Origin of the sequence: Streptomyces sp. NPDC006384, assembly GCF_042870695.1 — a bacterium.
GTDB lineage: Bacteria > Actinomycetota > Actinomycetes > Streptomycetales > Streptomycetaceae > Streptomyces.
The window spans coordinates 1-23950 of the sequence record NZ_JBIAHR010000040.1; the positions used below are offsets into that span (position 1 = coordinate 1).

Consider the following 23950-nt stretch of genomic DNA (forward strand, 5'->3'; position numbering starts at 1 on the left):
TGCAGGGGGGACCCTGTGGGAGAGTAGGACACCGCCGAACAATCATTGAGGAGAGCCCCGCACCGGGAACGGTGCGGGGCTTTCTGCATTTAAGGTCTTCGTATGCGCTATGAACTGGTCCTCTTCGACAATGACGGAGTTCTCGTCGACAGCGAACCGATCTCCAATCGGCTGCTCGCCGCCTATCTGACCGAGCTCGGCCACCCGACGTCGTACGACGATTCGTTGCGCGACTACATGGGGGCCGCGATGCACAGGGTCCATGATCTGATACTCGAGCGGACCGGCCGGCGGCTGCCGGAGGACTTCGACGACGTCTTCCACCGGCGGGTGTTCGCGGCCTTCGAGCAGGACCTCGAGCCCGTCCCCGGGGTCGTCGGCGTGCTGGAGAAGCTCGCCGCGGACGGGGTGCCGTACTGCGTGGCGTCGTCCGGGAGCCACGAGCGGATCCGGGTGGGGCACCGGAAGACCGGACTGGACCGGTGGTTCGACGACGCGCGGATCTTCAGCTCCCAGGACGTGGGCCGGGGGAAGCCGGCGCCCGATCTCTTCCTGCACGCGGCCGAGCGGATGGGCGTCGCTCCGGAGCGCTGCGTCGTGATCGAGGACAGCCCGCTCGGCGTGCAGGCGGCCGTCGCGGCCGGGATGGACGTCTACGGGTTCACCGCGATGACGCCGGCCGACAGGCTCGTCGGGGCCACCGGCCTCTTCGGCCACATGGGGGAGTTGGCCGACCTGCTGATATGACCCGGCCCGGACGTGAAGCCGGGGGCATGACGGTGATCCGAGGCCCGGCCGGACCGATACGGTGACGGGCATGAGCGGCCGCGCACAGCTGATGTGGGACGAGGCAGTAACGGGCTACGACTTCGGTCCGGGCCACCCGATGGATCCCGTCCGGCTCGTCCTGACACGGGGACTGGTCGGTGCGCTGGGGCTCGACCGGGAGATGGACGTCGTCGCGGCGAGGGCGGCCGGGGAGTCGACGCTGCGGCTCGTCCACCGGGGGGACTACATCGACGCCGTGAAGGCGGCCTCGGCGGATCCCGCCGCGGCGGACGCGTCGTACGGGCTGGGGACGGTCGACGATCCGGCCTTCGCGGGGATGCACGAGGTGTCCGCGCTGATCGCCGGACAGTCGGTGGGGGCGGCGGAGGCGGTGTGGCGCGGGGACGCGCTGCACGCGGTGAACTTCGCGGGCGGTCTGCACCACGCGATGCCGGGAGCGGCGTCGGGGTTCTGCGTGTACAACGACGCGGCGCTGGCGATCGCTCGGCTGCTGGAGCTGGGGGCCGAGCGGGTCGCGTACGTGGATGTGGACGTGCACCACGGGGACGGGGTGCAGGCGGCGTTCTGGGAGGACCCGCGGGTACTGACGATCTCGCTGCACGAGCATCCGCGATCGCTGTTCCCGCAGACCGGGTGGCCGGAGGAGACCGGAGCCGACCGTGCGGAGGGATCGGCCGTGAACGTCGCGCTGCCGCCCGGGACCGGGGACGCGGGGTGGGTGCGGGCGTTCCACGCGGTGGTGCCGGAGCTGATCGAAGAGTTCCGGCCGCAGGTGCTGGTGACCCAGCACGGGGCCGACACGCACTTCGAGGACCCGCTGGCGCACCTGGCGGTGTCCCTGGACGCGCAGCGGGCCGTGCAGGTGGCGTGTCACGAACTCGCGCACGAGTACGCCGAGGGGCGGTGGGTGGCTCTGGGCGGCGGGGGATACGCCGTGGTGGACGTGGTGCCGCGGTCGTGGGCGCATCTGGTGGGGATCGCGGCGGGGCGGCCGGTGGAGCCGGAGACGGTGATCCCGGAGGGGTGGCGGCAGGAGGTGTTCGCACGGACGCGGCAGCTCGGGCCGATGCGGATGACCGACGGGCGGTGGCCGGTGTCATGGGCGTCGTGGGAAGCGGGGTACGACCCTGCGGACCGGTTGGACCAGGCGGTGGTGGCGGCCCGGCGGGCGGTGTTTCCGTTGCGGGGGTTGTTGGCGTGACGGGTGGGTGACGTGAGCCGGCGTCGAGGGGCACCCGGCGTGGGAGTGGGCCGGGGTGGGGCGCGAGGTGAGGGCGTTACGCCGGCCGGGGGAGGTTTCGGGGTTCCGGGGTGTGAGGGCGGGGGATCCGGCAGGATCGTCCGGGTGCTGAGCCGTGGAGCTCTTCGGGCTCATCTTCTGGACGCTCGTCTCGCCGGGACCGTGGCCACGCCCCGGGAGACGAGCCTGCGGAGTTACCGCCTGTTCGCCGCGCGGGACCCACGGGTGCTGCTCGGGATCGACCCGGAAGGCCCTTGGGAGCAGCGGGACTTGCTCGGGCTGATGGCACGCAGATGCGGTGTCTCGGCCGACCCGCGTCACACGTCGGGCCAGGAGGTGATCGACCCCGAGCGGACGCTGACGGCGCTGGACGCCTTCGCCGGACGGCTCGCCGCGGTGGCGGAGCGTCGCGCCCCCGTCCTCCTCGGCACCGGGCACCCCCACCGGCTGCTCGGTTTCTACGCCGCCCTGGCCGGTGCGCTGTCGGCGGCGGGATGTGCCGTCCTCACCCCGGCGCAGGGGCACCGTGTCGACATAACGACCCGGTTCGGTCTACGCACCTACCGCCTCGCGTACGTCCGCAAAGTCGCGTTGGTGCGGGAGGAGGGCGCTGAACGCCCCGGTTGTGAGCCCGGCGCACACTCGCATTCGCCGCTCCCGGTTCGTACCGCGCTGGCCGTGGCGGCCGAGGCCGGCGGGCCGCTTCCGGAGCTGGTGATCGGGGACCACGGCTGGGTCTGCGGGGCAGGTCAGCTGGGGTTCGAGGCCATCGGGCCGGGTGATGTGAACGATCCCGCGCTCTTCGTGGGGGAGGCGGAGGGGTCGGTGTCCGTCGCCGTTCCGCTTGATGACGGTGTGCGTCCCGAGTACTACCGGCCGCTCACCCGCTACGTACTCAATCGGGCGTGTCTGTCCCAGTAGGACGCCGATGGGTGCACCTCTTCCCCATTCGCATCACCCGCACCTACATTGGGGAGTGAGCACGCAGCGACGAAGAGTCACCGGAAGGGGAAGCCGGTGGCCGTCGAGTGCGGAAGGTGCAGGTGTGTCATGGCTGCAGCTGGCGAAAGGCCTCTGAACGAGGTCCAGTTCCTTACCGTGGCGGAAGTCGCCTCGGTGATGCGCGTGTCCAAGATGACCGTGTACCGGCTGGTGCACAGCGGTCATCTGCCCGCGATCCGGGTGGGACGGTCGTTCCGTGTCCCGGAGCAAGCGGTTCACGAGTACCTCCGCGACAGCTACGTGGGGGTGGAAACGGCCTGACGGCGGTCCGGGAGAGGCCCACGAGGCACCACGGGCCTCTCCCCGGCCACCTCGATTACGACCTCAGCGCTCGGGCGGGTAGGCTAGCCCCTCGTAGGTCGTGTGGGCCCATGGCGCCCAAACAACCGAGTGATGAGAAGTGAGCGAGGGTAGTCGTGGGCTCTGTTATCAAGAAGCGGCGCAAGCGGATGGCCAAGAAGAAGCACCGCAAGCTGCTCAAGCGCACGCGCGTTCAGCGTCGCAACAAGAAGTGAGCGACGCTGCGCCGTCAGCGTGACCTGTGGCCCCCCACCGCATCCGGTGGGGGGCCACAGTCGTATTCCGTCCTGTGCGGAGGGGCGGCCGCCGTACGCGGTCCGCGTTCTCCGCCACGTGCTGCATCCGGCGGTCATCACAGCGCGACACCGGCCGGCTGGGTTGGCCCGGGGGCGGGCGGCGCGGCAGGGTACGGGCAGACGCAGGGAACGACGGAGCTGGACGACGCAGGGCGGAAGGAAGGCGCTGGTCTTGGGAAAGGTCGTGCTCGTTACCGGAGTGGCCCGTCAGCTGGGGGGCCGGTTCGTGAGACGGATCCTGCGCGATCCCGAGGTGGACCGGGTCGTCGGCGTGGACGTCGTCGCACCGGAGCACCATCTGGGCGGCGCGGAGTTCGTGCAGGCCGACATCCGGCAGTCGGCCATCGGGCGGGTGGTGGCGGAGACCGGCGCCGACACGGTCGTCCACCTGGACGTCACCGGCACCCCGCTGGGCGGCGGCAGCCGTACGTCGGTCAAGGAGACCAACGTCATCGGCACGATGCAGCTGCTCGGCGCCTGCCAGAAGTCCCCGGCCGTGAAGCGGCTCGTGGTCAAGTCCAGTACCAACGTCTACGGTTCCGCGCCCCGCGACCCCGCCGTGTGCACGGAGACCACCGCGCCCAAGTCGCTGCCCAGCGGCGGTTTCGCGAAGGACGCGGTGGAGGTCGAGGGGTATGTGCGGGGCTTCGCGCGCCGGCGGCCGGACGTCGCCGTGTGCGTGCTGCGGTTCGCCAACATCCTGGGCCGGAACGTGGACACGCCGCTGACGTCGTACTTCGGGCTGCCGGTGCTGCCGACGGTGTTCGGCTACGACCCGCGGCTGCAGTTCGTGCACGAGGACGACGTGATCGAGGTGCTGCGGATCGCCTCGCACGAGCCGCGCCGTGGCACGCTGAACAGCGGCACGTTCAACATCGCCGGGGACGGGGTCCTGCTGCTGTCCCAGTGCTCGCGCCGGCTGGGGCGCCCCACGGTGCCGGTGCTGCTGCCGGCGGTCACCTGGGCGGGCTCGCTCGTGCGTACGCTGGGGATGACGGACTTCTCCCCGGAGCAGATCCGGCTGCTCACCCACGGGCGGGTCGTGGACACCACGCAGATGCGCGAGACCCTGGGTTTCCGGCCGAAGTACTCGACGGCCGAGACGTTCGCGGACTTCGCGCGGGGCCGCGGCCCCGGGCTGTTGCCGCCGGAGACCCTCGCGGGGGCCGTCGACCGGATCGCGGAGCTGTCCCTGAGGGGCAGCGGCCCCCTCCCGACGCAGAGCGCCAACTGAGGAGCGCACAACGATGGCGGACGCCAAGGTCATTCCGTTCGACGACGACCGGTCCCGGGCAGGCGGCGGGGGCACGACGGGGCAGCGCCCGGCACGGCGCCGGGGCGGGGGGAACAGGCGCAAGGGCGGCGCGGCGGAGCCCGTGCCGGTGCGCGAGGTGCAGCCGCTGCCCGTGGACGGGGCCGCCGCGGCCCCGGAGGAGGCTCCCGGGGCGGCCGAGGTGCCGGACAAGGACGCGGAGGGCGGTCTGGAACGCCGTGTCGCGAGCGGCCTGGCCTTCCTGCGGCGCCGCCTGACCGGCGACTACGAGGTCGACGACTTCGGTTACGACGCCGAACTCACCGACCAGGTGCTGATGTCGCTGCTGCGCCCGGTGTACGAGAAGTACTTCCGGGTCGACGTGAAGGGTGTGGAGAACATCCCGGCCGAGGGCGGGGCGCTGATCGTCGCCAACCACTCCGGGACGCTGCCGCTGGACGGGCTGATGATGCAGGTCGCGGTGCACGATCATCATCCGGCCGGCCGGCATCTGCGGCTGCTGGCGGCGGACCTGGTGTTCGTGCTGCCGGTCGTCAACGAGCTGGCCCGCAAGCTGGGGCACACGCTGGCGTGCGCGGAGGACGCGGAACGGCTGCTGTCCCAGGGCGAGCTGGTCGGGGTGATGCCGGAGGGCTTCAAGGGCATCGGGAAGCCGTTCAGCGAGCGGTACAAGCTGCAGCGCTTCGGGCGCGGTGGTTTCGTGTCGACGGCGCTGCGGCAGCGCACGCCGATCGTCCCGTGCTCGATCGTCGGGGCGGAGGAGATCTATCCGATGATCGGGAACGCCAGGACGCTGGCGCGGCTGCTGGGGTTCCCGTACTTCCCGCTGACGCCGACGTTCCCCTGGCTGGGGCCGCTGGGTGCGGTGCCGTTGCCGACGAAGTGGACGATCCAGTTCGGTGAGCCGATTCCCACGGACGGCTATCCGCCGGAGGCGGCCGAGGATCCGATGCTGATGTTCAACCTGACGGACCAGGTCAGGGAACAGATCCAGCACACGCTCTACAAGCTGCTGGTCCAGCGGAGGTCGGTGTTCTTCTAGACGGCGACGCGGGACGGCGGTGTGCGGTGACGGGAGAGCCCCCGTCGCCGCACACCGCCGTCTGCTCGGGCCGTGCCCTCGGTCCGTGGTCCGTGCCCTCGGTCCGTGACCTCAGTCCGCGTCCTCGCCGTGGATGCCCAGGCCGGGCAGGAGGCCCGGGAGGAGGGGCGGGAGGGTGACGTCCGGCTCGGGGGCCGGGGTGTCGTCGCCCGTGGGCGGGGCGGTGCTGTCGTTGCTCTGCGGCGGGTCGAGCAGTCCGCCCGTGCTACCGCCGAGGAGGCCCCCGTCACGGTCGTCGGCGTCGGTGGACTCGCTGGGGGAGCTGCTGTCGGTGTGCCCCCCGCGCTCGGACGGGCCGCCGCTGCCGGTGCCGGGTGTCGTGGAGCGTCCGGTGCCGGGTGTGTCGGGGGTGGCCGGTACGGAGCGGTCCGGCCGGGTGTCGTCGCCGGTGGCGTCGTCCTGGTCGGGCGGCTGCGGGAGCAGGGGCTCCAGCGGGGCCACGTCGTCCTCTATGGCGTCGAACACCGACGTCACCTCCTCGCTGACGTCCCCGAGCTGCACGGGCAGCCGGTCGCGCAGCGCCCCCCAGACGTCCCGGTGCGAGCGGGAGAAGGCGGAGAGCGCCCGCATGGGGTCGAGGGAGTCGGGGTTGCGGGCGTAGACCGCGCTGAGCAGGCGGTGGCCTTCGGAGGCGTCGTGCCGCATGCCGGACAGGGCGCGGCGGATCTCGCCGAGGGATTCGTGGTCGAGGGGCCCGCTGCGACCGCGTTCCATCAGCCGGCGGGCTTCGCTCAGCCGGGTCGACGCCAGGTCGAGGTAGGCCCGGCCCCGCTCGTCGTCCCCGTCGGCGAGACCGAGCTTGAAGTCCTCTATGCCGCGCTTGAGGCCGTAGAGCGAGTCACCGGGCAGCGCGTCCGAACTGGCAGCGGCGACTCCGCCGAAGGCTCCGGCGGCGACACTCACGCTCAGCCCGCCGGCGGTGAGGCCCTTGGCCAGCCGGGAACGCGGCCGGAACTTTCCCAGCGGGGTCGCCCGGTGGGCGCCGCGGGCCCGGCGCTGCTCGGGCACCGAAGGGTCCGCCGCCCCGCCGCCCTCCTGCACCATGGCCTCGAACGCGGCCACGAGCCGGGCCCGCTGGACGACCTTCACCTCGGGGTCCAGTTCCGGCCGGGGCAGTGCCTCGAGACCGGCGGCGAGGGACAGCAGACGTCCCTGTTCGGTCTGTTCCGCGACGGCCCCGGCGGATGCCGGTCCTTCGGACTGCTCGGCCGCCGCCCCGGGATCGGACTGCTCCTCCAGAGCCTGGGCGAAGGCGTTCGCCCGCCGGTGCGCCGATACGTTCGCGATCACTGGCGGCACCTCCTCTCGTCATGACGGTCGACTCCCCAGGGGGTCCTGAGGGTTGCACGCCCCGAGCACACCCACACGATCGTGTGATCGGAATCGGCCGGGGAGTGACCACAGGGAGCCTGCATCCCGCACAACGAGCGGCGCGGCACTTGGGTTACGGACGGCTGGTGATCGGACGGCGGACTCAACAGGCGCTCACCTGTGGTGACTTGGGGAATGCGGAGGGTGGTGGCACCTCGGGGGTGCCGGAAACTCAGCGCGCGTCGTCCGGCAGCAGCCGGGCCAGGGTGCGGACGGCCCGGTACTGGAGGGTCTTGATGGCGCCTTCGTTCTTGCCCATGACGCGGGCGGTCTCCGCGACGGACAGGCCCTGGAGGAAGCGGAGGGTGACGCACTCCTGCTGCTGCGGATTGAGCCGGCGTACGGCGTCGAGCAGGGCGGCGTTGGAGAGCGACTCGAGGACGGAGTCCTCGGGGGACCGCTCGACCTCGTTGGCGTCGAGCATCTCGCCGGTGGTGACCTCCAGCCGGAAGCGGCTGGACTTGAAGTGGTCGGCGACGAGGTTGCGGGCGATGGTCACGAGCCAGGCGCCGAAGTCGCGGCCCTGCCAGGTGAAGGTGCCGATGCGCCGCAGGGCCCGCAGGAAGGTCTCGCTGGTGAGGTCCTCGGCGGTCGCCTTGCCGCCCACGCGGTAGTAGATGTAGCGGTAGACGGTGTCGCTGTACTGGTCGTAGAGCCGCCCGAACGCGTCGGTCTCGCCGGCCTGGGCCCGTTCGACCAGGTCCATCATGCGGGCGCTGTCGCTGTCCGCGGCGGGGCGGCGGTGGGTGGCGGCGGACCCGGACGAGGACGACCGGGCCCGTCTGCCGACGGCGGCGCTCCCCTCGGCCAGTGCATAGCACGGGCCGACGGGGGCGGTGGCCGCGGCGAGGGCGGGGACGGCGTACGCGGTGGGGACGAAGACGCGCAACAGGTCCTGGGCTGATTTGACCGTTGCGCGCAGCGTAGCCAGGCCCGAGGCGTCAACCCCGACGTGTGGGTACACGGGACTCCCAGAGGCAGAGCTTCCATCACGTGCAGTACGGAACCGTTCACCCGTCGTAGCGAAGGTGGGGTACCGGATTGCGTCTGAGGAGAATAACGCTTAGTACAGGTGCTGCTACGCCCAGTTGCTCAAATCATCGATTACGACGCTTCTGTGGTCGGTTGACGCCCGTTCGGGTGTGCCAGAACGATCGCTTGACGACTGAAACGGTTCGAATTCCGGGTGACTGCTGTGCGTGTTGTGCTCGATGTGGGAGAAGGGGACTGAACAGGGCCCCTGGGGGGTACGCCAGAGGGATTGGCGGGCCGAGCCGGACGGGGCCGGAGGCGGTCGGGACCTGTCGCGGCGGGTGACGGCGACGGTGACGCTGCGTGTGCCGCGGGCGGGAAGCAGGGGCCGGGAAGCAGGGGCAGGGCGCAGGGGCAGGGCGCAGGCGGGCCGGAAGCCCCGGCCGACGCGTCAGCGGCGGCGGCGGTGCAGTGCGATGGCCGCCGCCGTGCCGCCCGCCACCGCGCCGACGCCGGCCGCGGCCGGGATGCCGACCTTGGCCGCCTTGCGGCCGGTGCGGTAGTCGCGCAGCCGCCAGTCCAGCTCGCGTGCGTGTTTGCGCAGTTTCGCGTCGGGATTGATCGCGTACGGATGGCCGACGAGCGACAGCATCGGGATGTCGTTGTGCGAGTCGCTGTAGGCGGCGCAGCGGGACAGGTCCAGGCCCTCGGCCGCGGCCAGGGCGCGGACCGCCTCGGCCTTGGCGGGACCGTGCAGCGGTTCACCGACCAGTTTGCCGGTGTAGACGCCGCCGATCGACTCGGCGACCGTGCCGAGCGCGCCGGTCAGGCCCAGGCGGCGGGCGATCACCTGGGCGATCTCCACCGGGGCCGCGGTGACCAGCCACACCCTCTGGCCGGCGTCGAGGTGGGCCTGGGCGAGCGCCCGGGTGCCCGGCCAGATCCGCTCGGCCATGTACTCGTCGTAGATCTCCTCGCCGATCGACTTCAGCTCGGAGACGCGGTGGCCCTTGACGATGGACAGCGCCGAGTCGCGGGCGTCCTGCATGTGCTCGGGGTCCTCGATGCCGGCGAGCCGGAACCACGCCTGCTGCCAGGCGAACCGGGCCAGGTCGCGGGTCTCGAAGAACTTCCGTTTGTACAGGCCCCGGCCGAAGTGGAAGAGCGCGGCGCCCTGCATCACGGTGTTGTCGAGGTCGAAGAAGGCGGCCGCGCGGTCGTCGCCGTGGACGGGGAACTCCGGTTCCTCGCCGCCCGCGGGGACCGGGACGTCCTGGGTGGACTTGCGTGCTGCCTCCGCCGAGGCCTCGCCTGCCAACACGCTCCGCGCCGTGGCGGAGCGCCTACGGGGGGTGAGCCATCCGAGAGCGGCCATGCCCGTGAGCATAGCCAGTCTGTTCGGAGGCTTCGGACCCGAGAGGTTCGCGGACCGTGAACTCTGGGCGACGGCACCGTGCGGGGGCCGCCACGACCGGGGTGCCGGGTCGCTGTCGCGGGGGTGTGTGCCGGAGGAGTCCGCGGGGGCCGCGGCCGGGGCCGGGCGAGAATGGCGGGCATGAGTCCCCTCTTCCGCCGCAGGGCCCCGCAGTCGCCGGAGGGCCCCGAGACCACCGAGACCACCGAGGCTGCTGCGACCGCTGCGACCGCCGAGCGCCCGCAGTCGCCTCCGCACTCCGAGAACCATCTCGTCACCCTCATCCGCAAACCCGGCTGTCATCTGTGTGATGACGCACAGCTCGTCGTCGAGAAGGTCTGCGCCGGCCTGGGGGTCCCCTGGGAGACGAAGGACATCACCGAGGACCGCCGCCTCCACGACCAGTACTGGGAGCAGATCCCCGTCGTCCTGGTCGACGGCAGGCAGCACACCTTCTGGCGTGTGAACGAGGAGCGCCTGCGCAGGGCACTGACCGATCAGTCCAAGTAATCCGGATGGTCGCTTAGGATCGATGGCGACATGGTCTCGGGGGCGTCGATCGTGAGGAGCGTGGGCGGCTTTGCCCCCGATGGACAAGGAACGCAGGCGGGTGAGCGCCGGTTCCCGTTTCGCGCGCCGGGGGTGCGTGACCCCGGTCACGTTGGCCGGGCAAATCGGACACCATCTTTGTGCACGCGTTCACAAAGACATAGCCTGCATTCGACGGGGCGGTCATGTAGGGACGTATGACCGCCTACAGCCCCGCTCTACCCGCAGGAGCACCGTGGCAACTGGCCGAACACACCGACCGGCGACCCGCAGCCGAGGGATTCCCGAGGCCACCGTCGCCCGGCTTCCGCTGTACCTCCGAGCTCTCACCGCTCTGTCGGAGCGCTCGGTGCCCACGGTCTCCTCCGAGGAGCTGGCGGCCGCGGCGGGAGTCAACTCCGCGAAGCTGCGCAAGGACTTCTCCTACCTCGGTTCCTACGGGACCCGGGGCGTCGGCTACGACGTCGAGTATCTCGTCTACCAGATCTCCCGCGAACTGGGGCTCACCCAGGACTGGCCGGTCGTGATCGTCGGTATCGGCAACCTCGGTGCCGCGCTCGCCAACTACGGCGGGTTCACGTCCCGCGGTTTCCGTGTCGCCGCGCTCATCGACGCCGACCCGGCGATGGCCGGGAAGCCCGTCGCGGGCATCCCGGTGCAGCACACCGACGAGCTGGAGAAGATCATCCAGGACGACGGTGTCTCCATCGGCGTGATCGCGACCCCCGCCGGTGCCGCCCAGCAGGTCTGCGACCGGCTCGTGGCCGCCGGTGTCACCTCCATCCTGAACTTCGCGCCGACCGTGCTGAACGTCCCCGAGGGCGTCGACGTGCGCAAGGTCGACCTCTCCATCGAGCTGCAGATCCTCGCCTTCCACGAGCAGCGCAAGGCCGGTGAGGAGGCCGCGGCCGGCTCCGCCGTGCCGCCCGTCGCCGCGCGCAGGCAGCAGCCGGCCGCCGACCAGGGACCCGACGGGGACGTGCCCGCCGTGATGCCGGCATGAGTCTCCTCGTCGTCGGACTGAGTCACCGCAGTGCCCCCGTCAGCGTCCTGGAGCGGGCCTCGCTGAGCGCGGACGCGCAGTCCAAGCTGCTGCAGGACACGGTCGCTGCCGAACCGGCCGCCGAGGCCGCGGTGCTGGCCACCTGCAACCGCATCGAGCTCTACGCCGACGTGGACAAGTTCCACGCCGGTGTCTCCGAGCTGTCCACGCTCCTCGCCCAGCACAGCGGGGTCGGTCTGGACGAGCTCACTCCTTATCTTTATGTGCACTACGAGGACCGGGCCGTCCACCACCTGTTCTCGGTGGCCTGCGGGCTCGACTCGATGGTGGTCGGCGAGGGACAGATCCTCGGCCAGATAAAGGATTCCCTGGCCCGTGCCCAGGACCTGCACACCGCCGGACGGCTGCTGAACGACCTGTTCCAGCAGGCGCTCAGGGTCGGCAAGCGGGCCCACTCCGAGACCGGCATCGACCGCGCCGGGCAGTCCCTGGTCACCTTCGGCCTGGAGCAGCTCGCCGCGGGGGCCGACGTGCAGACGTGGGCGCGGGGACGGAAGGCGCTGGTCATCGGCGCCGGTTCGATGTCCTCGCTGGCCGCCGCCACGCTGGCGCGCGCCGGGGTCGCCGAGATCGTCGTCGCCAACCGGACCTTCGAGCGGGCCGAGCGGCTCGCACAGATCCTGACCGAGGGCGACGACACGGACGTGCTGGCCCGCGCGGTACCGATGTCGTCGGTGCCGGCCGAGCTGGCACGTGCCGACGTGGCCGTCTCCTGCACCGGTGCGACCGGGCTCGTCCTGACCGCCGACGCCGTCGCGGCGGCGGTGGAGGGCCGCACCGGCGTGCCCGCCGCCGCTCCCGACGACGCCCGTCCGGACACGGACGCCGGCCCCGCCGGGACGCGGCACGGTGCCGAAACGCCCCTGCCGGGCGCCGGCGCCGACGAGAACTGCCCGCTGGACCTGTCCGCCGTGCAGTCCGGCTTCTCCGTCATGGGGGAGGCCGCCGTGGCCGGCATGGACGCGGCGACACTGGAGCAGCACGGGGTCTGGGCCGCCGGCGGTACGGCCGTGGACCGGCCGCGCGAGGCCGGGCGGCCGGGACCGGAGGCGGACGCCGAGCTGATCGGCGCGCTCGCCGCGACGGCCGCGACCGTCGGCCGGATCCCCGAGCGGCGCCGGCCCGAGCCGGTCGCCGGGGTGCCGCGTCCGCAGCCCGTGCTCTTCCTCCTCGACCTCGCCATGCCGCGCGACGTCGACGCCGCCGTGCACCGGCTGGCCGGGGTGCGCCTGGTGGACATCGAGTCGCTCGCCGGCGCCTCGGCCGCGGGGGCCGACACCCGGACCCCGTCCGCGGCGCCGATGGCCGCCGACGTCGAGATGGTCCGCCGTATCGTCGCCGACGAGGTCGCCGCGTTCGGTGCCGCCCAGCGGGCCGCGCGCATCACCCCGACCGTCGTCGCGCTGCGCAGCATGGCCGCCGACGTGGTCGCCGGGGAGATCGCCCGGCTGGAGGGGCGGCTGCCGGGCCTGGACGACAAGCACCGCGCCGAGATCACCCAGACCGTCAAGCGTGTGGTCGACAAGCTGCTGCACGCGCCGACGGTGCGGGTCAAGCAGCTCGCCGCCGAGCCGGGCGGTGCCGGGTACGCGGACGCGCTGCGCACCCTGTTCGACCTCGACCAGGAGACGGTGGCCTCCGTCTCGCGGACCGAGAACAGCACTGAGAAGAACCGAGGGCCGGCATGACTGAGAAGGCACTGAGGCTGGGGACACGGCGGAGCAAGCTCGCCATGGCCCAGTCCGGGCAGGTGGCGGATGCCGTGAGCCAGGTGACCGGACGGCCTGTGGAGCTCGTCGAGATCACCACGTACGGCGACACGTCCCGGGAACACCTGGCCCAGATCGGCGGCACGGGCGTGTTCGTCGCCGCGCTGCGCGAGGCGCTGCTGCGGGGTGAGGTCGACTTCGCGGTTCATTCGCTCAAGGACCTCCCCACCTCGCCGCACGAGGGACTGGTCCTGGCGGCCACCCCCGTCCGCGAGGACCCGCGGGACGTCATCGTCGCCCGGGACGCGCTGAAGTTCACCGACCTGCCCCGCGGGGCGCGCGTCGGCACCGGCGCGCCGCGCCGCATGGCGCAGCTGAACGCGTACGCCCGCGCCCACGGAATGGAGATCGAGACGGTCCCGATCCGCGGCAACGTCGACACCCGCATCGGGTACGTCCGCAGCGGGGAGCTCGACGCCGTCGTGCTGGCCGCCGCCGGACTGAACCGGGTCGGCCGCATCGACGAGGTGACCGACTTCCTGTCGGTCGACGCGGTGCTGCCCGCCCCCGGCCAGGGGGCCCTGGCGATCGAGTGCCCCGCGGACGACGCGGAACTCATCGCCGCGCTCGCCGAGCTCGACGACCCGTTCACGCGGGCCGCCGTCACGGCCGAGCGGTCACTGCTCGCCGCCCTGGAGGCCGGCTGCAGCGCACCCGTGGGGGCGCTGGCCGACCTTCCCCCACTCTCGGCTCCGCTCGAGCGGGGGGACCCCCAGGCCGACAGGCAGTCTGTCAAGGAAATGCGCCTGCGCGGCGTCGTCGGCACGACCGACGGCTCGACGCTGGTGCAGTTGTCCACCACCGGTCCCGTGCCCCAGACGCACGAGGCGGCACACGCACTCGGCCGCGAACTCGCCGCCGAGATGCTCGCCCAGGGCGCGGCCGGTCTGATGGGGGAGCGAGCACAGTGAGCCCCACCACCTTTCCCGCCTGTCCGGAACACGGACACGTCACCTTCCTCGGTGCCGGACCCGGAGATCCGGGACTGCTGACTCTGCGCGCCGTGGAGGCGCTGGCGAACGCGGACGTCCTCGTCGCCGGGCACGAGGTGCTCGACGTCGTACGGACGCACGCGCGGCAGGGCGTCACCGAGGTGAACACGGACGGGGACCCGTCCGCGGACTCCTCCGTCCACCCCGAAGCGGGCACAGGCGCACCCAGGCTGGCGGTCGTTGACGGCGCGTCAACTCTCGCCGGTGTCCCCGCTGTGCGGGATGCCGCACATCTTGTCATGGAGGCCGCGCGGGGCGGCAGGCGGGTCGTCCGTGCGGTCACCGGGGACCCGGGGCTGGACACGGACGCCGCCGAGGAGATGCTCGCGTGCGCCGCGGCCGGGGTGCCCTTCGAGGTCGTCCCCGGTATCGCGACGGCCGTCGGCGTGCCCGCGTACGCCGGTGTGCCGCTGCGGGACGCCGAGGGCACCGACGTGCGGTTCGTGGACGCCCGCACGGCGTCCGAGAGGTGCTGGACCGAGGTCGGCGCCTCCGACGGCACGGTCGTGGTGTCGACGACGCTGGACTCGGTGGCCGCGGCCGCCGGTGAGCTGGTGTCGGCCGGCCGCAAGCCGGACACCCCGCTGACGGTGACGATCGCCGGTACGACGACGCGGCAGCGCACCTGGACGGCCACGCTCGGCACGGTGGCGCAGACGCTGAAGCAGGCCAAGGTGCTGCCGTCCCCGGACGGCGGCCGGCCGGTCATAGCCGTGGTCGGCGAGCGTTCCTCCGCCGCCCGGCGCGAGCAGCTGTCGTGGTTCGAGTCGAAGCCGTTGTTCGGCTGGAAGGTCCTGGTGCCGCGCACCAAGGAGCAGGCGGCGTCGCTCTCCGACCAGCTCAGGTCCTACGGGGCCGTGCCGCACGAGGTGCCGACCATCGCGGTCGAGCCGCCGCGCACCCCGCAGCAGATGGAGCGGGCGGTCAAGGGCCTGGTGACGGGCCGCTACGAGTGGATCGCGTTCACCTCGGTCAACGCGGTGAAGGCGGTCCGGGAGAAGTTCGAGGAGTACGGGCTGGACGCCCGTGCCTTCGCGGGCATCAAGGTCGCCGCGGTGGGCGAGCAGACCGCCAAGGCGCTCATCGCCTTCGGCGTGAAGCCCGACCTGGTGCCGAGCGGCGAGCAGTCGGCCGCCGGTCTGCTCGAGGACTGGCCGCCGTACGACCCGGTCTTCGACCCGATCGACCGCGTCTTCCTGCCGCGTGCCGACATCGCCACGGAGACGCTGGTCGCCGGGCTGATCGAGCTGGGCTGGGAGGTCGACGACGTCACCGCCTACCGGACGGTGCGCGCCTCGCCGCCGCCTGCCGAGACCCGGGAGGCGATCAAGGGCGGCGGTTTCGACGCGGTGCTGTTCACCTCGTCGTCCACGGTGCGGAACCTGGTCGGCATCGCGGGCAAGCCGCACAACGTCACGGTGATCGCGTGCATCGGCCCGGCCACGGCCAAGACGGCCGAGGAGCACGGGCTGCGCGTCGACGTGATGGCTCCCGAGCCGTCCGTCAACAAGCTGGCGGAGGCCCTGGCCGACTTCGGCCTGCGCCGCCGCGCGGCGGCGCTCGACGCCGGCGACCCGGTGACGCGCCCGAGCGAGCGGCGGCCGGGGGCGCGGAGGCGGCGGACGTCGACGTGAGGTCGTGAGGTGACGTGAGGTGGGGGCGCTCCTTGGGGGCGCCCCCACTGTCGTTCGCGTCAGTGGGCGGCGGCGTGCGGCAGGAAGGCCGCCCAAGTGGTGGGGGTGAGGGAGAGGCGGGGGCCGGTGGGATTCTTGGAGTCTCGGACGAGGACACGCTCCGGGACGGCGGCCACTTCCACGCAGGACGGTCCGTCGGACGTGCTGTAGCTGCTCTTTATCCACTTCAGCTCGGAGCTGGGCTTGAGGCTCATGTGTCTTCCCGCAGTTGCTCGATGAGGGCCAGGGACTCCCGCGGCGTGAGGGCTTGCGCCCGGATGATCCCATAGCGCATGTCGAGGACGGTGGTCTCCTTGGGGCTGGAATAGACGCGGCTGGTGAGTGCCGCTTCACCGAGTCCCACGGTTGATCCATCCTTGAGTTTCAGCAGTCGGAAGGAACCGTCGATTCCCGAGTTCTCCTCGCTCCCGAGAGGAAGGACCTGGAGGTCGACGTGGGGAAGCCGAGCGGCATCCAGGAGTCGTTCGAGCTGCCCCCGCATGACCATCTTGCCCCCGATCGGTCGCCGTAGCGTCGCTTCGCACAGGACGAAACTGAGCACGGGCCTGGCGGTTACCCTCGTGACGACCTCCTGGCGGGCCAGTCGCGCCGCGACGTTCTGCTCCAACTCATCCTCGCTGAACGGCGGTCGACGCGAGCTGAAGACGGCCCGCGCGTAATCTTCGGTCTGAAGGAGCCCGTCCACAACCGAGTTGTTGTACGAGCAGATCTGTACGGCCTCGATCTCCAGGCGGCGAACGTCCCGCACCTTCTTGGGATAACGGACTTCTGCCAAGTCCTTCTTCATCGCCGCGAGCCGGCCGCCCGCGCTCAGCGCCTCGTCCGCCGCGTCCAGGTACTCCGGGCGGGGAATCCTCCGTCCCCGTTCCACCGAGGAGACCAGTTCCTCGCCGTACCCGATGGCCGCCCCGAACTCCGCCTGGGTGAGGCCGGCGGACTCCCGCCACAGCTTCAGCTGCCGTGCGATCGTCCGCATCACGGCCCCGGCTTCCTCGTCCTCCGGGTTCACGTCCCCGTCGCTCATGCGCCCGCCCTCTCGCCGCGCCCTTCCCCGGTCCAACCCCCGCGCCCGCTCCCGGTCACCCCGTACGGCCCGGACGGAACCGGACGCGTCACGGACAGCCACCGTCCGCACGGGCCAGCCGTCTTCACAGCGTATGCGCGTGTGAACACGCTGGGTGACATGAATCAGGGAATCTCCACCCATCGCGTTCCGTTGCACCACTTCTCCCTGCCGCTGTCGGCCACGCGTCGCGGTGCGCGTCTCGCCCGGCTGCTCGCGGCCGAGCAACTGCGGGAGTGGGGGCTGCCGTTGGACCCGGCCCGGCTGGTCGTGGCCGAACTCGCGGCGAATGCCGCCCTGCACGGCCGGGTCCCCGGACGCAGCTTCCGGCTCGCGCTCTCCCTCGTCCCGCCGGGCACTCTCCGCATCGAGCTGACCGATGCCCGGGGCGACCGGCTTCCGGCCGGTCCCCGGGCGGCTGTGGGCACGGGCGCGGAATCGGGGTACGGGCTGCTGCTCGTGGAGGAGTTGGCCGATCGCTGGGGCGTGCGGTGCGGGCCGGTGCCGACGAAGACCGTGTGGGCCGAGCTGGATCTTCACCGATGATCAGTTCATAGGGGTGCTCGGGTGGCCGCCGTGCCGAAGCCCGGGATCGCGGGCGGCGGGGCTTCGGGCGGTAAAAGACCAAATAACCCGGGGAAAAAACCTACCCAACCAACCAAACCCGGCCCTGATCACACGGGCGGGTGAAAAGCCGCCGAATGGGTGGCGTGTCGGGCGCGTGGGCGTGCAGGCTCGGCGTGAGGCGAGTACGTCGCGCCTTCACCGACCGACCAGAGACAGGAAACGGCCCCCGCCGGGACGTAGGACTCCCGGGCGAGGGCCTGACCAACGAGGAAGAAGTGAGCTTCCCCATGGCTGAGTACAAGCCTAGTGCCGTCGCGCGCCCGAAGCAGGGGGTTCGCCGGACCACCACCCACTCCGGAGTCAACCAGGTGCGCATCCACCAGCCGACCCAGTACGTCGTCATCGGCAACCACCTCGCCCAGCACGCCCAGTTGTCGCTCACCGCGATCGGGCTGGCCGCGCACATCTTTTCGCTGCCCGATGGTGCGCTCGTCGACATCCGCACCCTGTCCGGGCGTTTCCCCGAGGGACGGCAGCGGATCGCGGCCGCGCTGCGGGAGTTGGAGGAGCACGGCTACCTGGAGCGGGTGCGCGAGCGCTCGGAGACGGGGAAGATCGTGACGCGGACGTACGCCCACCACGTGCCGGAGCGGCTGGTGTCGCCCGAGGTGCGGCAGCGGCCGTTGGCCGTCGTCCGGGAGCGGGAGTCCGTGGCCCGCCCCGCGGCGTCGGCGACGCCCGAGCCGTCCCAGGAGGACGACCAACCCGCCCCGGCGCCACAGCAGTCGCCGTCCCGGAGCGACGCCGCTCCAACGGCCGCCCGTGTGCGAGTGGACGAGCCCGGGGCGGCCGTTCCGGACGAGGTGCGGGAGGAGGACGGGGACCCGCGTCGGGAGGAGGCCGTCGCCCTGCTGGCGGGGCTGCGCCGCGTCGACGAACGGCTCATCCTCTCGGCCCGGGACGTGAACGCGTTGGCGCCGGGTGTCGTCCGGTGGTTCGAGCGGGGCGCCACGGCCGACGCCGTCCGCCGCGTCCTGACCTTCGACCTTCCGGCGGACATGCGGCGCGCGGCCGGTGTGCTCGCCTACCGGCTCGCCGAGCTGCTGCCGCCGCCCCTGCCGGCGGCCCCGGCGCCCGTGGCGAGCGAGGGCACCTGCCACCGCCCCGACCCCTTCCAGACCTGTGACGGCTGTGAGCGTGCCTTCCGGGCCCCGCACCCCGGCCGCTGCCGTGACTGCCGGGCCGGGGCAGGGAGCGTCCGCGAGGCTTCCCGAGCCGCCTGAGCGGCGCGCGGGGAGTGCCGTCGGGGCGGTCGTCACCGAGAGGGCGGGACGCCGCCGTGCGCGCCGCCAGTCACTACGGGGTGGACATGGCGACCTTGGCCCGGGGAGCACCACGTGGTGATCCCCGACGTGGTCGCGGGGAGTCACGCAACGGGACGGCGCAGCACCGCCACCTGGACTCTGTTCTCGACGCCGACTGGATCCGGACCGTCCCTCCTCGAAACGCCCGCCCAACTCGCGGCTTTCGCCCACCACGAACGTCAACTGGTCGGACCGGACGGGCGCAACGTCGGTGAGTGCGGGGTGCTTGCGCTGACGGACGACCTGCTTGCGGGCAAGTACCGTCTCCCCTTCGAGCCCGGTGGGTTCGCCGAGTGGTGCGCCCGGGAGGGGATCTTCTGAAGCCGTCGGCGGGACGGCTTACCCGGAAGCTCGGGTGAAGGTGGTGAAGGACGCGCCGCTGTCGAGGAGGGTGCGGTCGGTGACCTGCCAGGTGCGGGGGGAGAAGGCGGCGCGGTGGGAGAAGAGGGGGATGCCGGCGCCGATGGTCAGCGGGGCCGTCTTGAGGATCAGCTCGTCGATCTCGTCGTACAGGGAGCTCGCGAGTTCGGCGCCGCCCACCAGCCAGATGTCCTTGCCGTCCTCCTGCTTCAGCTCCCGCGCCTTCGCCACCGGGTCGGTCGCGACCAGTTCGACGGCCGGGTCCGGGCTCTCGGCGAGGGTGCGGGAGAACACCAGGTGGCGCAGGTGGGGGAAGGCGTCGGTCAGACCGGCCTTCAGGCCGATCTCGTAACTGCGCCTCCCCTCCAGCACGGTGTCGAAGCGGGTGCCCTCCGCCGTGATGCCCAGCGCCGCCCGGGCGGGACCGGGCAGGGTCTCCGGGTAGTGCGCCGCGAGGTGCCGCAGGTAGTCCTCGGGGATCGGCCAGAAACCGTCCGGGCCCGTGGGATCGGCTCCGTCGGGGCCGGCGATGAAACCGTCCAGGGTGGTGGCCACGTAGTACACGAGCTTGCGCATGCGGTGCTCTCTCCGTGAGGTGGGCAGGGAGCGGAACCGGTGGGGCGGGCCCGGCGCAGGATAGCCGAGGCGGTGACGCGGCGCCGGTGGTTTCGAGGGCGCGCCAGTGCAGGATGCCGAGTGCGATGTGCCCGTTCCGGCGGGGTGCGGCGAGTGCCGTTGTGGTGCCGAGGGGGTCTGGTAGAACGGGGAAGAGGCTGTGGCCAGGCCCCGCGTCATGTCCGGCCCTCCCCGTTCCCCCCACTTCGCCCCCCTGAACAGGAGTGTGTGCCAGTGTCCGAAGAGCGAGGCGTCCACGAGCTGCGGCTGGGGCTGTACGCGAGCCGGGAGGAGGCCGAGAGGATCAAGGAGCGCGTCACCGCCCTGCTGTGCCCGGACCCCGACCACGCGCCGCCGTGCCCGGTGCCCTGGTCGGTGCTCCTGCTGAGCGGGGACGACCTGGACGACCCCGACGCCTACGAGGAACTGGTCGAACAGGCGAGGATCGAGAACCGCCCCCAGGCGTGACCGTCCCGGCCGTGACCGTCCCGGCCGTGGCCGGCCAGGGCCGACTGTGCGTCGGCAAAGGCATGGGCGGGGCGGGCGTAGCGTAGGTCGTATGACGACGTACGGATCCTTTCCCGGAACCCGGCCGCGGCGGCTGCGGACCACCCCCGCCATGCGTCGGATGGTCGCCGAGACCCGGCTGCACCCCGCCGACCTGATCCTGCCCGCCTTCGTGCGGGAGGACATCGGCGAGCCGGTGCCGATCGCGGCGATGCCCGGGGTCGTGCAGCACACCCGGGACAGTCTGAAGAAGGCCGCCGCCGAGGCGGTCGAGGCCGGTGTCTCCGGGATCATGCTGTTCGGCGTGCCCGAGGAGGGCAAGAAGGACGCCCTCGGGACGGCCGGGACCGACCCGGACGGGATTCTGCAGGTCGCCCTGCGGGACGTACGGGCCGAGGTCGGGGACGAGCTGCTCGTCATGTCCGACCTGTGCCTCGACGAGTTCACCGACCACGGCCACTGCGGCGTCCTCGACGAGCGGGGGCGGGTCGACAACGACGCCACCCTCGAGCGGTACGCCGAGATGGCGCAGGTCCAGGCCGACGCGGGCGCCCACGTGGTGGGCCCCAGCGGGATGATGGACGGGCAGATCGGGGTCATCCGCGACGCCCTCGACCAGATCGGGCGGGAGGACGTCGCGATCCTCGCCTACACCGCGAAGTACGCCTCGGCCTTCTACGGTCCGTTCCGCGAGGCCGTCGGATCCTCGCTCAAGGGCGACCGCAAGACCTACCAGCAGGACGGTGCCAACGCGCGCGAGTCCCTGCGGGAGCTGGCGCTCGACCTGGAGGAGGGTGCCGACATGGTGATGGTGAAGCCGGCCGGCCCCTACCTCGACATCCTGGCCAAGGTCGCCGAGGCGGTGGACGTGCCCGTCGCCGCGTACCAGATCTCCGGCGAGTACGCGATGATCGAGGCCGCCGCCGAGAAGGGCTGGATCGACCGCGACCGGGCCATCCTGGAGACGCTCACCGGCATCAAGCGGGCCGGCGCGCGCAACATCCTGACGTACTGGGCCACCGAGGTCGCCCGCACCCTGCGCTGAGCGACCTCGGCCGGTGCCTTCCGCACGAGGACCGGTGCCCTCTTCAGTAGGAGAGGGCGTCGTTCATGTCCGTCTGCCAGTAGGTGACCGTCAGCGTGGAGTCGACGTGGACGCCGCCGGCGGGCAGGGAGACCGTGGCGATGGAGCCGTCCTCGAAGGGGACGGTGAGCGTCTTCGCCTCGTAGCCGTTCTCGCCGCTGCCGTCGCCGGCCGACAGCAGCACCCCGGCGTAGCCGGACCCGCCCGGCTGGAGCCCGGTCAGGGACTGCGGCTTGGTCGACTCCGCGACCGACGGCACCGCCTGGGCATCGCCGAAGCGGGCGGCCGGGTACGGCGGCAGCATGCAGGTCTTCGAGCCGGTGTTGGTGGCGGTCAGCAGCAGGTGGTTGATCGGGCGGGAGACCTTCTTCGCGGTGATCCTCACGTCGGAGGCGGAGCACTTGCCGGGCACGTCGTCCTCGGCGCCGGAGCCCTTTCCGCCGTTGCCGCCGGCCGAACTACCCTTGTTGCTGGAACCGTTGGTTCCGTCGGAGGCGGAGGAGCCGTTGGAGCCGGAGGAGTTGCCGGCGCCCGTGGCCGAACCCGCCGTGCCGGACGACCCCTTGTCGCCGCCCGTGGAGGCGGAGGCGCCGGCGGACGGGGTGGCCTGTCCCGTGGCCGTCGTGGAGGCGGACGGGCCGCTCTCGGCGCCCGTGTCCGAACCTCCCTCACAGGCCGTCAGGGCGAGTGCGGCCAGCGCGACCGTGGTGGCGGCGAACAGGCGGGTGCGGGTGGTGCGAGCGGACATGACGGGTCCCCGTTCCGGTGGAAGGTGGTGAGCCGCCCGGTGCTTCGCCGGGTGCGGCTGCTTGGATGACCACAGCTTGGGGTCCGGGCCGTCCCAGCCGCCAGCAGTGCCGCGACATGCGGGACAATGGGACGCCGAGAACGGCTCTGACCTGGGGAAACAGTGTCCTGCTGGGACGCGGTGCGGGAATGCGGGAGAGGGAGAGACGGTGGCGGGGGACGACTTCGCGGAACTGCTGCGGGAGCTCAAGGAACGGTCCGGGCTCAGCTACGGGGCACTGGGCAAGCGGCTGCACATGAGCGCGTCGACACTGCACCGGTACGTCAGCGGGGAGGTCGTACCGGTCGAGTTCGCGCCCGTCGAGCGCCTCGCCCGGGTGTGCCGGGCCACCCCCGAGGAGTTGCTCGAACTCCACCGGCGCTGGATCCGCGCGGACGCGCTGCGGGGCGTGAAGAAGGCGGAGGGAGGCGCCCAGGCGGAACCCTCCGAGCCGGCCGAGGCATCCAAGACGTCCGGGCCGTCCGCGCCCTCCGAGGCCCTCACGCCCTCCGCGCCGCCCGAGCCCGTCGCGTCCGCCGAGGCCGGGGAAGGCGCCGGGACGCCGGAGGCGTCCGAGGGGAGGGAGGCGTCCCGGACCGCCCGGACCGGCGAGGCGGCGCAGGCTCCCGGAGCCGCCGCCTCCCAGCCGCCCGCCACCACCGGCGCCCCCAGGACCTCCGCCACCACCGGCGACTCCGACGCATCCCCCGGCCCCGTCGCCCCCGACACCCCCGCCGTCTCCCAGGCCGCCCCCGCCGGAACCCCCGCCGGAACCCACCACCCCGCCGACGCCCCCGTCACCGTGACGGACGTGCCGTCGGGGCGCACCGCGCCGCGTCGCCGGGGGCGGCGCTCCGCGCTGTACGCGGCGACCGGTGTCGCCGTCGTCGCCGGTGCCATGGTGCTCGTGGCGAACCTCGTGCAGGGCGGCGGCGACGAGGGGTGGCGCGCGGTCACCGGGGCCACCGCGGCGCCCTCCGCCTCGGTGGCCGGGAGCGTGCCCCGCCCGGCGCCGCCGAGCGGGAGCGTCTCCGCCTCGCCGTCCGGCTCGGCCTCCGCGTCCGCTTCCCCGGACCCGTCCGGGGCCGCCTCGGCCTCCGCGTCGCGCGGGAGCACGGCCGCGCCGGGCCGCCGTGCCCCCGCCACCGGCCCGGCGCTGACCGTGGCGACCAACCCGTACTACTGGTCCGTGCCGTGCGAGCACGCCTTCCTGATCGACCGCAGTCCGCAGAACGTGCTGGATCCGCCCGTGCAGCAGGACGCCGTCGGCTGGGCCACCGCCTACGGCGCGGTCTCCGCGAACCGGCAGACGGTCGTCCTCACCGTGCAGGGCACCGGCGAGGAGACCGTGGTCCTCAACGATCTGCACGTCCGCGTGGTGAACAGCGGGCCGCCGCTGGACTGGAAGCAGTACGTGATGGGCAACGGCTGCGGCGGCGGCGTGGACACCAAGGCCTTCGACGTCGCGCTCGACATGGGCACCCCGATGGCGCTGCCGGTGGGAGGGCAGCGGGACTTCCCGTACAAGGTCACCGAGTCCGACCCGGAGGTGTTCCACGTCCGGGCGCACACCAGCGGCCACGACGTGAGCTGGTACCTGGAGCTGGAGTGGTCGAGCGGCGACCGGCACGGCATCCTGCGCATCGACGACCACGGCAAGCCGTTCCGCACCAGCGCGTCGAAGGACGACTCCTACTACGCGTACCCCCTCGGCAGTGACGCCTGGGAACTGGCCAACGAGGGCTGACGCCCGCCCGCACGTCCGCATCACGGAAAG

The 23950-nt window shown here is 72.2% G+C and carries 25 protein-coding genes; 18 read left to right on the plus strand and 7 right to left on the minus strand.

The annotated features are described in order from the left end of the window. Positions 1-102: 102 nt before the first annotated feature. From ACFYOJ_RS34800 to ACFYOJ_RS34830, 7 genes are all read left to right on the plus strand, one after another. Positions 103-747 (plus strand): HAD family hydrolase, encoded by a 645-nt coding sequence (locus ACFYOJ_RS34800; protein WP_356556567.1) that lies wholly within the window; start codon positions 103-105, stop codon positions 745-747. 70 nt (positions 748-817) lie between these two features. Further along, the gene (locus ACFYOJ_RS34805) at positions 818-1990 is read left to right on the plus strand and encodes an acetoin utilization protein AcuC (RefSeq protein WP_356556568.1); all 1173 of its coding nucleotides are present in this window, start codon (positions 818-820) and stop codon (positions 1988-1990) included. Between the two features lie 144 nt (positions 1991-2134). Then, entirely contained in the window at positions 2135-2950 is an 816-nt protein-coding gene (locus tag ACFYOJ_RS34810; protein WP_356556569.1) for a phosphatase, read from the plus strand. Positions 2951-3079: 129 nt separating this feature from the next. Then, positions 3080-3292, plus strand: a complete 213-nt coding sequence (locus ACFYOJ_RS34815) for a helix-turn-helix domain-containing protein (RefSeq protein ID WP_121791081.1) — start codon at positions 3080-3082, stop codon at positions 3290-3292. A 155-nt stretch (positions 3293-3447) separates the two neighbouring features. Beyond that, positions 3448-3546, plus strand: a complete 99-nt coding sequence (locus ACFYOJ_RS34820) for a 30S ribosomal protein bS22 (protein WP_003948845.1) — start codon at positions 3448-3450, stop codon at positions 3544-3546. A 253-nt stretch (positions 3547-3799) separates the two neighbouring features. Next, positions 3800-4861, plus strand: coding sequence for an NAD-dependent epimerase/dehydratase family protein (locus ACFYOJ_RS34825; RefSeq protein WP_356556570.1), 1062 nt, complete (start codon positions 3800-3802; stop codon positions 4859-4861). A 13-nt stretch (positions 4862-4874) separates the two neighbouring features. Further along, positions 4875-5942: a lysophospholipid acyltransferase family protein gene (locus tag ACFYOJ_RS34830; RefSeq protein WP_356556571.1), complete on the plus strand. Its 1068-nt coding sequence runs from the start codon at positions 4875-4877 to the stop codon at positions 5940-5942. Between the two features lie 111 nt (positions 5943-6053). Here ACFYOJ_RS34830 and ACFYOJ_RS34835 read toward each other — a convergent pair whose 3' ends face one another. From ACFYOJ_RS34835 to ACFYOJ_RS34845, 3 genes are all read right to left on the minus strand, one after another. Continuing rightward, positions 6054-7292 carry a DUF5667 domain-containing protein gene (locus ACFYOJ_RS34835; RefSeq protein WP_356556572.1) on the minus strand — a complete coding sequence of 413 codons (1239 nt, stop codon included), beginning with the start codon at positions 7290-7292 and terminating at the stop codon, positions 6054-6056. A 253-nt stretch (positions 7293-7545) separates the two neighbouring features. Further along, complete coding sequence (locus tag ACFYOJ_RS34840; RefSeq protein ID WP_356556573.1) at positions 7546-8337, minus strand: ECF subfamily RNA polymerase sigma factor, BldN family; 792 nt, start codon at positions 8335-8337, stop codon at positions 7546-7548. Positions 8338-8796: 459 nt separating this feature from the next. Beyond that, entirely contained in the window at positions 8797-9720 is a 924-nt protein-coding gene (locus tag ACFYOJ_RS34845; RefSeq protein WP_356556574.1) for an HAD-IB family hydrolase, read from the minus strand. Positions 9721-9891: 171 nt separating this feature from the next. Between ACFYOJ_RS34845 and ACFYOJ_RS34850 the strand changes: the two genes are divergently transcribed. The 5 genes from ACFYOJ_RS34850 (at position 9892) to ACFYOJ_RS34870 (ending at position 15766) form a co-directional block, all read left to right on the plus strand. Next, positions 9892-10269, plus strand: coding sequence for a glutaredoxin family protein (locus ACFYOJ_RS34850; RefSeq protein ID WP_388598551.1), 378 nt, complete (start codon positions 9892-9894; stop codon positions 10267-10269). Between the two features lie 274 nt (positions 10270-10543). Then, positions 10544-11311 (plus strand): redox-sensing transcriptional repressor Rex, encoded by a 768-nt coding sequence (locus tag ACFYOJ_RS34855; protein WP_356556576.1) that lies wholly within the window; start codon positions 10544-10546, stop codon positions 11309-11311. Next, positions 11308-13059 (plus strand): glutamyl-tRNA reductase, encoded by a 1752-nt coding sequence (locus tag ACFYOJ_RS34860; protein WP_356556577.1) that lies wholly within the window; start codon positions 11308-11310, stop codon positions 13057-13059. The genes ACFYOJ_RS34855 and ACFYOJ_RS34860 overlap by 4 nt, the downstream gene beginning before the upstream one ends. Then, positions 13056-14051 (plus strand): hydroxymethylbilane synthase, encoded by a 996-nt coding sequence (hemC, locus tag ACFYOJ_RS34865; RefSeq protein WP_356556578.1) that lies wholly within the window; start codon positions 13056-13058, stop codon positions 14049-14051. Before ACFYOJ_RS34860 ends, hemC begins: the two co-directional genes overlap by 4 nt. Then, entirely contained in the window at positions 14048-15766 is a 1719-nt protein-coding gene (locus ACFYOJ_RS34870) for a bifunctional uroporphyrinogen-III C-methyltransferase/uroporphyrinogen-III synthase (protein WP_356556579.1), read from the plus strand. The genes hemC and ACFYOJ_RS34870 overlap by 4 nt, the downstream gene beginning before the upstream one ends. A 59-nt stretch (positions 15767-15825) precedes the next feature. Here the strand turns inward: ACFYOJ_RS34870 and ACFYOJ_RS34875 are convergent, their stop codons facing one another. Both ACFYOJ_RS34875 and ACFYOJ_RS34880 read right to left on the minus strand, forming a co-directional pair. Then, a complete protein-coding gene (locus tag ACFYOJ_RS34875; RefSeq protein ID WP_356556580.1) occupies positions 15826-16020 on the minus strand; it encodes a DUF397 domain-containing protein in 195 nt (64 codons plus the stop codon). Further along, the gene (locus ACFYOJ_RS34880; RefSeq protein WP_356556581.1) at positions 16017-16850 is read right to left on the minus strand and encodes a helix-turn-helix transcriptional regulator; all 834 of its coding nucleotides are present in this window, start codon (positions 16848-16850) and stop codon (positions 16017-16019) included. The genes ACFYOJ_RS34875 and ACFYOJ_RS34880 overlap by 4 nt, the downstream gene beginning before the upstream one ends. Before the next feature lie 159 nt (positions 16851-17009). On the opposite strand from ACFYOJ_RS34880, the gene ACFYOJ_RS34885 reads away from it, so the two are divergent. The 3 genes from ACFYOJ_RS34885 to ACFYOJ_RS34895 all read left to right on the plus strand — a co-directional run bounded on the left by ACFYOJ_RS34885 (position 17010) and on the right by ACFYOJ_RS34895 (position 19141). Further along, positions 17010-17435, plus strand: a complete 426-nt coding sequence (locus tag ACFYOJ_RS34885; RefSeq protein WP_356556582.1) for an ATP-binding protein — start codon at positions 17010-17012, stop codon at positions 17433-17435. A gap of 308 nt (positions 17436-17743) precedes the next feature. Beyond that, entirely contained in the window at positions 17744-18739 is a 996-nt protein-coding gene (locus ACFYOJ_RS34890; protein ID WP_356556583.1) for a helix-turn-helix domain-containing protein, read from the plus strand. Between the two features lie 114 nt (positions 18740-18853). Next, the gene (locus ACFYOJ_RS34895; protein ID WP_356556584.1) at positions 18854-19141 is read left to right on the plus strand and encodes a hypothetical protein; all 288 of its coding nucleotides are present in this window, start codon (positions 18854-18856) and stop codon (positions 19139-19141) included. A gap of 18 nt (positions 19142-19159) precedes the next feature. On the opposite strand, the gene ACFYOJ_RS34900 is transcribed toward ACFYOJ_RS34895, so the two are convergent. Continuing rightward, on the minus strand, positions 19160-19756 hold the full coding sequence (locus ACFYOJ_RS34900; protein ID WP_356556585.1) for a dihydrofolate reductase family protein: 597 nt from the start codon (positions 19754-19756) through the stop codon (positions 19160-19162). A gap of 273 nt (positions 19757-20029) precedes the next feature. Between ACFYOJ_RS34900 and ACFYOJ_RS34905 the strand changes: the two genes are divergently transcribed. Beyond that, the gene (locus ACFYOJ_RS34905) at positions 20030-20263 is read left to right on the plus strand and encodes a hypothetical protein (RefSeq protein WP_356556586.1); all 234 of its coding nucleotides are present in this window, start codon (positions 20030-20032) and stop codon (positions 20261-20263) included. 91 nt (positions 20264-20354) lie between these two features. Then, a complete protein-coding gene (gene hemB, locus ACFYOJ_RS34910; RefSeq protein ID WP_356556587.1) occupies positions 20355-21347 on the plus strand; it encodes a porphobilinogen synthase in 993 nt (330 codons plus the stop codon). 43 nt (positions 21348-21390) lie between these two features. Here the strand turns inward: hemB and ACFYOJ_RS34915 are convergent, their stop codons facing one another. After that, positions 21391-22134: a DUF4232 domain-containing protein gene (locus tag ACFYOJ_RS34915; RefSeq protein ID WP_356556588.1), complete on the minus strand. Its 744-nt coding sequence runs from the start codon at positions 22132-22134 to the stop codon at positions 21391-21393. 208 nt (positions 22135-22342) lie between these two features. Here ACFYOJ_RS34915 and ACFYOJ_RS34920 point away from each other — a divergent pair, with 208 nt between their 5' ends. Beyond that, complete coding sequence (locus tag ACFYOJ_RS34920; RefSeq protein WP_356556589.1) at positions 22343-23920, plus strand: helix-turn-helix domain-containing protein; 1578 nt, start codon at positions 22343-22345, stop codon at positions 23918-23920. Positions 23921-23950 lie beyond the last annotated feature (30 nt).